Consider the following 11976-nt stretch of genomic DNA (forward strand, 5'->3'; position numbering starts at 1 on the left):
TTGCTTAAATTCAGGATGCCTCCCATATGGCAAAGCGTGATTATTACGAAATACTCGGTGTAGCGAAGAATGCCTCCGATGATGAAATCAAGAAGGCATATCGCAAGCTGGCGATGAAATACCATCCGGACCGCAATCCGGACAGCAAGGGCGCTGAAGACAAGTTCAAGGAAGCCAAAGAGGCTTACGAGATGCTTTCCGACGCGAGCAAGCGGGAAGCCTATGACCGCTACGGCCATGCCGGCGTCGATCCCAACATGGGCGGCGGCGGTCCCGGCGGCCCGGGGTTCGGCGGCTTCGGCGATGCGTTCGGCGACATCTTCGGCGACATCTTCGGGCAGGGCGCGCGCGGCGGCCGCAGTGCGGGACCGCAGGTCTATCGCGGCGCCGACCTGCGCTACAACCTGGAAATCACCCTGGAACAGGCCGCGCACGGCTATGACACCACGATTCGCGTACCTTCCTGGGACGAGTGCGAGACTTGCCATGGCTCGGGCGCCAAGCCGGGCACCTCGCCGACCAGCTGTACCACCTGCGGCGGCCAGGGACAGGTGCGCATGCAGCAGGGCTTCTTCAGCATCCAGCAGACCTGCCCGAAATGTCACGGCACAGGCAAGATCATTCCGACGCCATGCTCGACCTGCAGCGGCGCGGGACGCATCAAGCGCAACAAGACCCTGGAAGTGAAGATCCCTGCCGGCATCGACGACGGCATGCGCATCCGTTCCTCAGGCAATGGCGAACCGGGCATGAACGGCGGGCCGCCGGGCGACCTGTATGTGGAGATTCACATCAAGGCGCATCCGGTATTCCAGCGCGACGGCGACGACCTGCACTGCGAGATCCCGGTGTCGTTCGCGAAGGCCGCGCTGGGCGGAGAGGTGGAAGTGCCCACGCTCAACGGCAAGGCATCGTTCACCCTGCCGGAAGGCACGCAGTCGGGCAAGACCTTCCGCCTGCGCGGCAAGGGCATCAAGGGCGTGCGCTCCGGCTATGCCGGCGACCTGTTCTGCCACGTCGTCGTGGAAACGCCGGTGAAGCTGACCGAGCGGCAGAAGGAATTGCTGCAGGAATTCGAGCAGCTGACCAATGCAGGCGGGTCCAAGCACAGTCCGCAAAGCAAGTCATGGAAGGACAAGGTCAAGGAGTTCTTCGAATAAACCGCCTGCCGAGGCGCATGCAGGATGTGCCATGTGTCATGCGCCGGCAACGCGAGTTGATAATCAAAAGCCGCGGCTTCTTCGGAGCCCGCGGCTTTTGCTTTTTCTCAAACCCGGCGCAATCAGCGCAGGCATTAGAATTCGGCCTCTAGTATTTCTGCGGATAATCAGTTGCTTCCAATAATCATGCTTGGGCGTTGCTGGACTTCGCCGGGTTTCGTCGGTGACTGTTGACGCATCCAACTTACCGGAGACAATGAAATGAAAAGCGCCGTCAGGTTCGTCCGCAGATCAGGCTTTGCCGCTGCGCTGGCTTTTGCTGCCGCCTCGCTCACCTTGATCACCTCATCCGTTTCCGCCGCCGAAGTGGCCGGCGTCAGGATCGACGACATCGCGCATGTCGGCAACCAGGAGCTCAAGCTCAATGGGGCAGGCATTCGCCACAAGGCCATCTTCAAGGTGTATGTCGCCGCCTTGTATCTCAACGACAGGAAGGCAACGGCGGCGGAAGTGCTGAACGCTCCCGGCGCCAAGCGGGTGACCCTAGTCATGCTGCGCAATGTCGGCAACGAGGAACTGGCGCGAGGCTTCATGAGCGGCATCCAGCAAAACAGCGACAAGTCCGAAAAAGCCAGGTTCATCTCGCAGCTGCAGAAGTTCGGCGAGATTTTCGCTTCGATTCCGGAATTGAAGAAGGGCGATGTCCTGACCACCGACTGGGTCCCCGGCAGCGGGACGGTCATCCATGTCAACGGCAGAAAGGTGTCCGATGCGCTGCCTGATCCGGCCTTCTACAATGCCCTGCTCAAGATCTGGCTGGGTGACAAACCCGTCGACGCAGGATTGAAACCCGCGATGCTGGGCGAAAAGCCAGAAGAACCGCAGCGCGGCAATAGCTGATTCAATAGTTGGGTCAATAGCCCGGTCCCGTCAGTGCGCCGGCTGCCCGTGGCGGACATTTTCTGCCGCTCGTGCTTTTCCATTCTTGCAACTGTTCCCGCCGTTATAATGCGCACTGCCCGCGGCCGCTTGCCGCGGCGCTGACCCGCTCTTCCGCCGAGTCCGATCCGGAACCGGCGCGTCCGGGCCGCCACTTCACCAACCGGCAGGCGCCATGAATTCTCCCAAACCTACCATCCAGCTGCTGGAGCAACTGTTCGACAACAATCGCAGCTGGGCTGCCTCCATGGTGGCCACGGATGACAATTTCTTCAAAACGCTGGCCCGCCAGCAATCCCCTGAGTATCTCTGGATAGGTTGCGCCGACAGCCGCGTGCCCGCCAATGAAATCGTCGGCCTGCTGCCGGGCGAATTGTTCGTCCACCGCAATATCGCCAATGTGGTCGTGCATTCCGACCTCAACTGCCTGTCGGTGCTGCAGTTCGCGATCGACGTGCTGAAGGTCAAGCACATCATCGTCTGCGGGCACTATGGCTGCTCGGGCGTCCATGCGGCACTGGCCCGGCGCCGCGTCGGCCTGGCCGACAACTGGCTGCGCCATGTGCAGGACGTGCACCAGAAGCATGAACGCTATCTCGGCGACGCGCTGCCGGCCAAGATCAAGCAGGATCGGCTGTGCGAATTGAACGTGCTGGAGCAGGTGATCAATGTCTGCCAGACCACCGTGGTGCAGGATGCCTGGGAACGCGGACAGGAACTGACCGTGCACAGCTGGATCTACGGCCTCCAGGACGGCCTGCTGCGCGACCTCGGGCTGACGATGGGAAGCATTGAAGACCTGGGCGCCAGGATGGCCGGCATCCTGAACCGGTACGACGAAGAGCGCGGCGAAGCGACCGAAGCGATCAAATAAAACCGGATGCAGGGATAGAGACCGGCCGGCAAGCCAGTGCCGGCCGCTCCAGGGGCAAGCTTGAGCGACGCGTCTCGGCTATCCGCTTCCACTACCCGCTTCAGCCATCCGCTCAGAAGCAGTGTTCGGCGGCAGGGAAGGACTGGTCCTTCACCGCGGCGATATAGGCGCGGACGGCGGCTTCGATGCTGGTCTGGCCGTCCATGAAATTCCTGACGAAGCGCGCCTTGCGGCCGGGGAACACGCCCAGCATGTCATGCATGACCAGCACCTGCCCGGAACAGTCCACGCCCGCGCCGATGCCGATGGTCGGTATCGCCAGCAAGTCGGTGACTTCCTTGCCGAGCGCGCTCGGAATCGCTTCCAGCACCAGCAGCGAAGCGCCTGCAGCCTGCAGCGCAAGCGCATCCGCCTTCAGCCTGTCGGCGCCTTCGGTGGTCTTGCCCTGCACCTTGAATCCGCCGAACTGGTGCACCGATTGCGGCGTCAATCCGAGATGCGCGCAGACCGGTATTGCACGCTCGGTCAGGAATCGCACGGTATCGGCCAGCCAGGCGCCGCCTTCGAGCTTGACCATCTGCGCGCCGGCCTGCATCAGCCTGACGGCATTGTCAAAGGTCGATTCAGGCGTCGCATAAGTGCCGAAGGGCATGTCGGCGATCAGCAGCGCATGCTTGTTGCCGCGCGCGACCGACGCGGTGTGATAGGCGATATCGTCAAGCCTGACCGGCAGGGTCGATGTATGGCCCTGGCAGACGTTGCCCAGCGAATCGCCGACCAGCAACGCATCGACCGCGCAGCGGTCCATCAATGCGGCGAAGCTTGCGTCATAACAGGTCAGCATCGCGATCTTTTCTCCGGCCGCGCGCATGGCCAGCAGCGCCGGTGCCGTCACGGCCTTGGTGCGTCCGGCCGATTCACCGTCTTGCAGATAGGCTGCCATCATTATTCCCCGAGGTTGAGATATTCCCGTTTGCCACGCATTGCATCAATGCGGGCGAGCAGCTGGGTGAAGTGCTCGTCGCGCCCGACCGGATTGAAATGCTCGGTATTCACGATCAGCAGGGGCGCGGCGTCGTAATGATAAAAGAATCGGCTGTAACTTTCACAAAGGCGTTCCAGGTAGGTCTCGGAGATGCCGGCTTCCATCGCAATGCCGCGCTTGCGGATGCGCTCGGTCAGCGTCGCCGGTTCGGCTGTCAGGTAAATCACCAGGTCCGGTGCGGGCGCCTGCGGCTGCAAATGATCGCGGAGCTGCTCGTAGAGCTTGAGTTCGTCGGCATCGAGTGTCAGTCGCGCGAACAGCGCATCCTTGTCAAGCAGGAAATCGGATACCACACGGGTGTTGCCCGCGGCCGCCTGCGCCAGTTCGCGCAGCTGGTTCATGCGCTGGAACAGGAAGGCCATCTGGGTCGATAGCGCGAAGCGCGCCGGGTCGCGATAGAACCTCTCGAGGAAGGGATTGTCCTGCGGACGCTCGAACAGCTTCGACGCATGCAGCACATCGGCCAGTCTTTCCGCGAGCGAGGTCTTGCCGACGCCGATCGGGCCTTCGACGACAATGCTTCGATAACGGTCCGGGTTCATGCGCGGAAAATGAAATACACCGCGCCGACCAGGCAGAGCGCCGCCCAGACGTAATCGAGCTTGAACGGCTCGTTCATGTACAGCATCGCGAACGGGACGAACACGGTGAGGGTGATGGCTTCCTGCATGATCTTCAACTGGCCCACGCTGAACTCGGTGTAGCCGATGCGGTTGGCCGGCACCTGCAGCAGGTACTCGAACAGCGCAATTGACCAGCTGATCAGCGCCGCAATCCACCACGGCTTGCTGGCCAGGCTCTTCAAGTGGCCATACCACGCAAAGGTCATGAATATGTTCGACAGCACCAGCAGGCCGACGGTCTGCAGTGAAACGGGAATCTGCATGATCAAATCTTTCGGATGGTTTGCGCGGCGACACCCGGGACGAAGGAGTGGGCAGGGCCCTGGCCGGGAATGTCGATGAAGGGATCGACCTGCAGCAGGGGAATCAGCACGAAGGCGCGCTGCGTCATGCGCGGGTGCGGCACGCTCAGCGTTTCGCTTTCGATCTGTTCGCGCCCGTACAGCAGCAGGTCGAGATCGAGGGTGCGGGGCGCGTTGCGGTACGGCCTTTCCCGGCCGAATTCCTGTTCGATGGCTTGCAGCTCCGCGAGCAGTGCCTGCGCGCTCAGGCCGGTTTCAAGCTTGACGACGGCGTTGATGTAGTCGTCGCCGCCGGCATCGAGGGGCGCGCTGCAAAACAGGCTCGACCGCGCAAGCAGCGCCGAATCAGGCAGCCGCGCCAGGCGGGCAATGGCTTGCTCGACCTGGTCCTGCGCATTGCCGAGGTTGGCGCCGATGCCTATGCAGCATGCCTGCCGCGCACGGCTCATTGCGCCGAGCCTTCCGTCGGGCCTGCTCCCGGAGCGTCCTTGGGCTTGCTGCGTCCGCCGCGGCGGCGGCGCTTGCGGGCCGCCGTTGCCTCGCCCTCGGCCTTCGGCTTGCGCGAGAGCAGGGCGTCGCGCTCCGGGCCGTCGGCCGCCATGAAGTCTGTCCACCACTCGCCGACTTCCTGGTCGATCTCGCCCGAGGCGCAGCGCAGCAGCAGGAAGTCGTAGCCGGCACGCAGGCGCGGATGTTCGAGCAGCTTGTAGGGTGACTTGCCTATGCGCCGCTCGAAGCGCGGCTGCATGGCCCAGATATCGCGCATGTCGGAAGCGATGCGCCGCTGCAGGGCAAGCTTTTCGGTCTGGGTATTGAGCACATCGTCGGCCGCCAGGTGCAGCGCGGGAATCGGATATTCGCCGGCCGCCTGGTAGGCCGTCCATTTTTCCAGGACCTGGTGCCACAGCAGCGAGGCGAACAGGAAGCCCGGCGATACCGGCTTGCCTTCACGGATGCGCTGGTCGGTGCCGGCCAGCGCGAGGGTGACGAATTTCTCGCCCAGCGGCTGCTCCAGCACCACGTCGAGCAGCGGCAGCAGGCCGTGGTGCAGGCCGTCCTGGCGCAGCTGCTGCAGGCAGGCCAGCGCCTGGCCGCTCATCAGCAGCTTGAGCATTTCGTCGAACACGCGGGCGGCCGGCACGTTGTTGATCAGCGGCGCCATCACCTGAATGGGCGCGCGGGTGTGCGGATCGATGGAGAAGCCGAGCTTGGCGGCGAACCGGACCACGCGCAGCAGTCGCACCGGGTCTTCCCGGTAGCGCGCTTCCGGCACGCCGATGATGCGCAGGGTCTTGCTGCGGATGTCGGCGATACCCTGGTGATAGTCGAGCACCTGCCGCGTGGCCGGGTCGTAGTACATGGCATTGATCGTGAAGTCGCGCCGCACGGCGTCTTCATGCTGCTCGCCGAAGGTATTGTCGCGCAGCACGCGGCCATGCTCGTCCTTGGGCGCGTTGTCGGCCGAAGTGCCGCGGAAGGTCGTGACCTCGATGACTTCCTGGCCGAACATCACATGCACGATCTGGAAGCGCTTGCCGATGATGAAGGCGCGGCGGAACAGGCGCTTCACCTGCTCCGGCGTGGCATTGGTGGCGACGTCGAAATCCTTGGGCTTGACGCCGAGCAGCAGGTCGCGCACCGCGCCGCCGACCACGAAGGCCTTGAAGCCGGCTTCCTGCAGCGCCTGCGTGACGCGCACCGCGTTCGGCGACAGCAGCTGCGGATCGATGCCATGCTCGTTCGGCCCGAGAATGGCCGGCTGGTTCGGGCTTTCGGTTTTACTCTTTACGCCGAGGATGCGCTTGATAAGCTTTTTAATCATTCGAACAGGGACAAGATGGGCCAGCCTTGTGCGCTGGCATGCGCTCTGAGCAAGGCGTTCGGGTTGGTGGCGACGGGATCGGTCACGGCGGACAGCAGCGGAATGTCGTTCTGGGAATCGCTGTAGAAATAGCTGCGCGCAAAGCCGGAAAGTGACTTGCCCTGCGCGGCCAGCCAGTCGTTGAGATGAACGACCTTGCCGGAACCGGATGTGGGGATGCCGATCAGCTTGCCGGTGATTTCGCCTTCCGGCGTTTCCTCCGGCTGTGCGGCGATCAGGTGGCGCACGCCGAGCGCGGCGGCGATCGGGGCGGTGACGAAGCGGTTGGTCGCCGTGATGATGACGACTTCGTCGCCGGCATCCTGGTGGCGTCGCACGAGGTCGAGCGCCGACTGGCGGATGCCCGGGCGGATCACTTCCGCCATGAACTGCTCGTGCCAGGCGTCGAGCTGGCGGCGCGGAAAGGCCGCCAGCGTGCCGAGCGCGAATTCCAGGTATTCGACCGGGTCGAGGGTGCCGGCTTCGTATTGCGCGTAGAACGCGGCATTGCGCCGGGAGAAGGCTTCGCCGTCCACGGCGCCGATGCGGACGAGGAACTGGCCCCATTCATAATCGGAGTCCAGCGGTATCAGGGTATGGTCTAGGTCGAAGAGGGCAATATTCATTATGGTTTGGGTTCACCTTCGAGTTGCAGCAGGCTGCGCAGCAGGGGCAGGGTGATCGGGCGCTGGGTTTCCAGGGAATACTGGTCCAGCGCATCGAGCATTGCCGATAATGAGCGCATGTCGCGGCGAAAATGGGTGATCAGATAGGGTAACACGCCGGGCGGAAGGCTAATGCCGCGTGCCTGCGCCGCCTGGGTCAGGGCGGCGATCTTTTCCTCGTCGGTCAATCCCTGCACCTGGTACACCAGCCCCCAGCCCAGCCGGGTGCGCAGGTCTTCGCGCAATTCCAGCCCCAGCGGCGGCTTGTTGCCGGCGCTGACCAGCAGCGCGCCGTTTTCCCTGACCTGGTTGAAGAGCGCGAATGCCTCGATCTGGGAGTCCGCCGGCAGGTCGTGGCAGTCGTCCATCAGGTACAGGCCGATACGGCTGTCGAAGGAAAAATCGTGCGCGGGTGCACCGGCCGAAATGTAGCGGGCGTCCGGCAGCGCCGCCAGCGCCCGCAGCAGGTGCGTCTTGCCGGCTGCGGTCTCTCCCCATAAATAGAGGAAGCGGTCGCCGGACGGGGCGCCGCGCTGTGCGAAAAGACGCAGGCGCTGCAGCAGTTCGGCATTCCGGCCGACAACGAAGGTATCGAGGGTCTGCGGCTTTTCCGCACCCAGGTCGAGCAGCATTTGCCTCATGACGGAAGGGAAAAGCTGCCCGTCCGGCCGCATTCCTGCTGGGGAGGGAAAGAAAATGGCATGAAACTGGAAGCTTGCACTGATCGGTTTGTTAAAATAGCGGTTTGGTCGCCGATTTGGCTATCAACCGCCTATTTTACCGCCTCTGCACCCAATCTAATCATGAGTTCCACTTCCAACGTCTCCCTTTCCTACCGCGATGCCGGTGTTGACATTGACGCGGGCGATGCCCTGGTCGAAGCCATCAAGCCTTTTGCCAAGCGCACCATGCGCGAAGGCGTGCTTGGCGGCATCGGCGGCTTCGGCGCGCTGTTTGAAATCAGCAAGAAATACAAGGAACCGGTGCTCGTTTCCGGCACCGACGGCGTTGGGACCAAGCTCAAGCTGGCCTTCCACCTGAACAAGCATGACACCGTCGGCATCGACCTGGTGGCGATGAGCGTCAACGACATCCTGGTGCAAGGTGCAGAGCCGCTGTTCTTCCTCGATTACTTTGCCTGCGGCAAGCTCGACGTGCCGTCGGCGACCGATGTCATCAAGGGCATCGCGAAGGGTTGCGAACTGGCGGGATGCGCGCTGATCGGCGGCGAGACGGCGGAAATGCCGAGCATGTATCCCGACGGCGAATACGATCTGGCGGGCTTTGCGGTCGGCGTGGTGGAAAAGTCGCAGCTCATCGACGGCAGCAAGATCGTGCCGGGCGACGTGGTGCTGGGCCTGGCGTCTTCGGGCGCGCATTCCAACGGCTATTCGCTGGTGCGCAAGATCATCTCGGTGGCCCAGCCCGACCTGAACGCCGATTTCCATGGCCGCCGCCTGGCCGACGTGCTGCTGGAGCCGACCCACATCTACGTCAAGCCGCTGCTGGCGCTGATGCAGACGCTGGAAGTCAAGGGCATGGCCCACATCACCGGCGGCGGCCTGGTCGAGAACGTGCCGCGCGTACTGCGCGACAATCTCACCGCCGTCCTGCACCGCGATGCCTGGACCATGCCGCCGCTGTTCACCTGGCTGCAGCAGCACGGCAATGTCGCCGACGATGAAATGCACCGCGTGTTCAACTGCGGCATCGGCATGGTGGTCATCGTGTCGAAGGAAAACGCGGATGCGGCCGTCGCCCAGCTCAAGGCGGCCGGCGAGACGGTCACCCGGATCGGCGAAATCCGCGAGCGCAAGGAAGGCGAGGCGCAGACCATCGTGCTTTGACGCCAGATAGGAACTCAAAAACGGCTGCCAGGTGAAAAAACCGGCAGCCGTTTTTCTTTGGCCTTCCTGTATTCCCGTATATACAAAAACCGTTTAAGCCGAGTTCAATCACAGTCGCCGATTTCCTTGTCCCGCTGTACCGGGTCGCTGCTGTTTTTCCATGGCGGCTGTCTTCCAGTATCAGTTTTTCTGCCTTGCATACCGAAGAGAGGCCATGTGTTCTTGCTTCTGTGTACCGCCTTGGTTATTTCGGTCTGGATGACACCACCCTAGTTCCCAACTGCATAAGTTATTGCACTATTTGCAATTAAAGTTATAAAATTATTAATCTAGTGCTGGGAATTTCTCTTTTCAAATTTCATTTAGTCCACCTTCTTTGCGGTGTTCACAATGTCTCTGCATCCCTATATCAAGCAGGAAGTCTTAAAAAATCTTCAAACATATGAGGGCCGGGTCAAACATCTTTATCTGGATTCGGTTGGTAAGGTAACTGTAGGTGTCGGACACCTTGTATCTGCTAAACCTGCAATGGCTGTTCTGCCGATGTATAAGCTTGGGGCACATGGCGAGAATGTCGCCGCCAGCACACACGAGAAGCAATCCGAATATGAAAACATGGCTAGACAGCTAGTCGGCTATAGCGCGTCGTGGTACAAGAAGCACGCCAGATTGTTCATGAAAGACAGCGACATCGACATCGACAGGCTTTTGGATGAGCACCTTGAAAGGTTCTATCTGGATTTATGCAATATCTATAAAAAGAGCAAAGGTTACCCGAACGATTTTGATCACATGTCGCACAGCGTCCAAATGGCATTGTTCGACTTGATATTTAATCTCGGTGCACGCGGATTGATCAACAAGTTCCCATTATTGAATGCCAGCATCCGGGCTGGTGAGTGGCGGCGTGCAGCTCAACAGTCTTATCGTCCGCAGTTGAGCGTGGCGAGGAATCAGTATGTTATGCAATTGTTTCTTTCTGCAGCACGCGAAAAGGCCTTGCAATGATCGCTTTTCAGTCGCGGTTAATATTGGTTTTATTTACTCTTGCCCTAGCGGCAGAAGCGACAGCGCAAACTCGACGGCCCATGCCGGAGCGCGTATTCAATCGGCATGCATTTGCCGGGCTTGTACACGACATACCCGCTGCTCACTATGCAAGCGCAAGGTTGGACTACGAACTGGAAGGCGTGTCGGGTGCCATACATTTCTCGAATTGTCAGCAAGTAGAAAATACCAGCAGCGCGTCCATCGTCGAGCCGCAATATGCATTGTTTCGTCTCCTTGCAATAAATTGCCTTGCATTGAAACGGCACGCTCAAGGCTTGCCCGCAACGCGAAGCTACTTCCCACCGCAACTGTCCGAGTCTCTTGTCTCGGTATTTCCGGCGACGGCGACGGTGAATATCGGTGGTCACAGCGAATCGGTGACAGGAACATCCCTTCGGCACAATCGAAAGGGATGGCGTGCTTCTCGGGCCGCGCATGGCGGGATCAAGATAGCGACTGATGAAGATGAACGTACCTATATCATCATGTCTCGAGCAGACTTCGATCAGGACGGCAGTGAAGATTTATTGATAAGAGTCGATTGGGCCGCTCGCCATGGTTCGGGTAGGGGATTTGATCTTGTCCAGTTGTCGAGAACTTCGAAGAATGGTCCGATTCACGTTAGCTGGCGCGCACCGTAACGCCTGAATCAATTGCGCAGACAGGAGCTTGCGTCATCCTGTCCTATGTCTCAGTGCTGCTGCCGCGACCGGTTCTGCTGCGCCAGCGTCTGCAGGGGCGCCGGATGCGGATCGACATTGGCGATATTCTGCGGCGGCGCCATGCGCACCGGCTGGTTGCGCACCGCGCTGGTGGACAGCACATTGGTCTGCGCATCCGGCGCGGCATTCCAGACCGGATCGTCGATGCTCTCGAATACCCGCTTCAGCTGCTGGCCCCAGGTATCGCGGATCATCTGGAAGTACTGGTTCTTTTCGTCGATGGTGACGAAGCGCGTGACCGCCAGCGAATCCTTTTCGTAGATCAGCAGGTCGAGGGGAAGGCCGACCGAGACGTTGGACTTGAGGGTGGAATCCATCGAGATCAGGGCGCATTTCGCCGCTTCGTCGAGGCTGGTGGCGGGAGTGATCACGCGGTCGATGATGGGCTTGCCGTACTTGGCCTCGCCAATCTGGAAATAGGACGCCTCGTTCTGGGCTTCGATGAAATTGCCGGCGGAATAGATCTGGAACAGGCGGCAGCGTTCGCCGTTGATCTGGCCGCCGAATACCAGGCTGACATTGAAGTCGATGCCGAACTCGCGCAGCGAACGCGCATCGCGTTCATAGACGGCCCGCACCGCATCGCCGACGATCTGGGCCGCTTCATCCATGCTGTTCGCGGTCCAGATGCTTCTGCCCCCGGTGGACGCCGGATGGTTCAGCATCTGGCGCACCGATTGCGAAATCGACAGGTTGCCGGCAGTCATCAGCACCATCATGCGGTCGCCCGGATTCTCGAACACCGTCATCTTGCGGAAGGTGCTCACCTGGTCGACACCGGCATTGGTGCGCGAGTCGGACAGAAAGACCAGCCCCGAATCGAGGCGTATGGCGACGCAGTAAGTCATGGTTGCAAACGGGAATGCAAAATCGAAATTCTACAGGATG

The 11976-nt window shown here is 60.9% G+C and carries 14 protein-coding genes; 6 read left to right on the top strand and 8 right to left on the bottom strand.

The features are described from left to right. The first annotated feature begins 26 nt into the window (after positions 1–26). The 3 genes from dnaJ (at position 27) to can (ending at position 2973) form a co-directional block, all read left to right on the top strand. On the top strand, positions 27–1160 hold the full coding sequence (gene dnaJ / locus RY831_RS14160) for a molecular chaperone DnaJ (protein ID WP_326506998.1): 1134 nt from the start codon (positions 27–29) through the stop codon (positions 1158–1160). A gap of 261 nt (positions 1161–1421) precedes the next feature. After that, positions 1422–2060, top strand: coding sequence for a chalcone isomerase family protein (locus RY831_RS14165; RefSeq protein WP_326506999.1), 639 nt, complete (start codon positions 1422–1424; stop codon positions 2058–2060). A gap of 214 nt (positions 2061–2274) precedes the next feature. Beyond that, positions 2275–2973 (top strand): carbonate dehydratase, encoded by a 699-nt coding sequence (can, locus tag RY831_RS14170; protein WP_326507000.1) that lies wholly within the window; start codon positions 2275–2277, stop codon positions 2971–2973. Between the two features lie 112 nt (positions 2974–3085). Here the strand turns inward: can and panB are convergent, their stop codons facing one another. From panB to hda, 7 genes are read right to left on the bottom strand one after another with little or no spacing between them, the layout of a single operon-like run. Next, complete coding sequence (panB, locus tag RY831_RS14175; protein WP_326507056.1) at positions 3086–3916, bottom strand: 3-methyl-2-oxobutanoate hydroxymethyltransferase; 831 nt, start codon at positions 3914–3916, stop codon at positions 3086–3088. A 2-nt stretch (positions 3917–3918) separates the two neighbouring features. After that, on the bottom strand, positions 3919–4560 hold the full coding sequence (locus RY831_RS14180) for a deoxynucleoside kinase (protein WP_326507001.1): 642 nt from the start codon (positions 4558–4560) through the stop codon (positions 3919–3921). Next, positions 4557–4904, bottom strand: coding sequence for a DMT family protein (locus RY831_RS14185; protein WP_326507002.1), 348 nt, complete (start codon positions 4902–4904; stop codon positions 4557–4559). Before RY831_RS14185 ends, RY831_RS14180 begins: the two co-directional genes overlap by 4 nt. 2 nt (positions 4905–4906) lie before the next feature. Continuing rightward, on the bottom strand, positions 4907–5392 hold the full coding sequence (folK, locus tag RY831_RS14190; protein ID WP_326507003.1) for a 2-amino-4-hydroxy-6-hydroxymethyldihydropteridine diphosphokinase: 486 nt from the start codon (positions 5390–5392) through the stop codon (positions 4907–4909). Next, a complete protein-coding gene (gene pcnB, locus RY831_RS14195) occupies positions 5389–6765 on the bottom strand; it encodes a polynucleotide adenylyltransferase PcnB (protein WP_326507004.1) in 1377 nt (458 codons plus the stop codon). Before pcnB ends, folK begins: the two co-directional genes overlap by 4 nt. After that, positions 6762–7430, bottom strand: a complete 669-nt coding sequence (locus tag RY831_RS14200; RefSeq protein ID WP_326507005.1) for a histidinol-phosphatase — start codon at positions 7428–7430, stop codon at positions 6762–6764. The genes pcnB and RY831_RS14200 overlap by 4 nt, the downstream gene beginning before the upstream one ends. Beyond that, on the bottom strand, positions 7430–8110 hold the full coding sequence (hda, locus tag RY831_RS14205; RefSeq protein WP_326507006.1) for a DnaA regulatory inactivator Hda: 681 nt from the start codon (positions 8108–8110) through the stop codon (positions 7430–7432). The genes RY831_RS14200 and hda overlap by 1 nt, the downstream gene beginning before the upstream one ends. 162 nt (positions 8111–8272) lie before the next feature. Between hda and purM the strand changes: the two genes are divergently transcribed. The 3 genes from purM to RY831_RS14220 all read left to right on the top strand — a co-directional run bounded on the left by purM (position 8273) and on the right by RY831_RS14220 (position 11007). Then, on the top strand, positions 8273–9316 hold the full coding sequence (gene purM, locus RY831_RS14210; RefSeq protein ID WP_326507007.1) for a phosphoribosylformylglycinamidine cyclo-ligase: 1044 nt from the start codon (positions 8273–8275) through the stop codon (positions 9314–9316). 390 nt (positions 9317–9706) lie between these two features. Further along, complete coding sequence (locus RY831_RS14215) at positions 9707–10324, top strand: lysozyme family protein (protein WP_326507008.1); 618 nt, start codon at positions 9707–9709, stop codon at positions 10322–10324. Beyond that, complete coding sequence (locus tag RY831_RS14220; RefSeq protein ID WP_326507009.1) at positions 10321–11007, top strand: hypothetical protein; 687 nt, start codon at positions 10321–10323, stop codon at positions 11005–11007. Before RY831_RS14215 ends, RY831_RS14220 begins: the two co-directional genes overlap by 4 nt. A 50-nt stretch (positions 11008–11057) precedes the next feature. On the opposite strand, the gene RY831_RS14225 is transcribed toward RY831_RS14220, so the two are convergent. Continuing rightward, positions 11058–11936: a proteasome-type protease gene (locus RY831_RS14225; RefSeq protein WP_326507010.1), complete on the bottom strand. Its 879-nt coding sequence runs from the start codon at positions 11934–11936 to the stop codon at positions 11058–11060. Positions 11937–11976 lie beyond the last annotated feature (40 nt).

The sequence above is a fragment of the Noviherbaspirillum album genome (genome assembly GCF_035916955.1).
Lineage (GTDB): Bacteria > Pseudomonadota > Gammaproteobacteria > Burkholderiales > Burkholderiaceae_D > Noviherbaspirillum > Noviherbaspirillum album.

Coding starts and splice junctions, on each gene's coding strand:
- dnaJ (WP_326506998.1), top strand. CDS start 27: ATGGCAAAGCGTGATTATTACGAAATACTCGGTGTAGCGAAGAATGCC.
- RY831_RS14165 (WP_326506999.1), top strand. CDS start 1,422: ATGAAAAGCGCCGTCAGGTTCGTCCGCAGATCAGGCTTTGCCGCTGCG.
- can (WP_326507000.1), top strand. CDS start 2,275: ATGAATTCTCCCAAACCTACCATCCAGCTGCTGGAGCAACTGTTCGAC.
- panB (WP_326507056.1), bottom strand. CDS start 3,916: ATGGCAGCCTATCTGCAAGACGGTGAATCGGCCGGACGCACCAAGGCC.
- RY831_RS14180 (WP_326507001.1), bottom strand. CDS start 4,560: ATGAACCCGGACCGTTATCGAAGCATTGTCGTCGAAGGCCCGATCGGC.
- RY831_RS14185 (WP_326507002.1), bottom strand. CDS start 4,904: ATGCAGATTCCCGTTTCACTGCAGACCGTCGGCCTGCTGGTGCTGTCG.
- folK (WP_326507003.1), bottom strand. CDS start 5,392: ATGAGCCGTGCGCGGCAGGCATGCTGCATAGGCATCGGCGCCAACCTC.
- pcnB (WP_326507004.1), bottom strand. CDS start 6,765: ATGATTAAAAAGCTTATCAAGCGCATCCTCGGCGTAAAGAGTAAAACC.
- RY831_RS14200 (WP_326507005.1), bottom strand. CDS start 7,430: ATGAATATTGCCCTCTTCGACCTAGACCATACCCTGATACCGCTGGAC.
- hda (WP_326507006.1), bottom strand. CDS start 8,110: ATGAGGCAAATGCTGCTCGACCTGGGTGCGGAAAAGCCGCAGACCCTC.
- purM (WP_326507007.1), top strand. CDS start 8,273: ATGAGTTCCACTTCCAACGTCTCCCTTTCCTACCGCGATGCCGGTGTT.
- RY831_RS14215 (WP_326507008.1), top strand. CDS start 9,707: ATGTCTCTGCATCCCTATATCAAGCAGGAAGTCTTAAAAAATCTTCAA.
- RY831_RS14220 (WP_326507009.1), top strand. CDS start 10,321: ATGATCGCTTTTCAGTCGCGGTTAATATTGGTTTTATTTACTCTTGCC.
- RY831_RS14225 (WP_326507010.1), bottom strand. CDS start 11,936: ATGACTTACTGCGTCGCCATACGCCTCGATTCGGGGCTGGTCTTTCTG.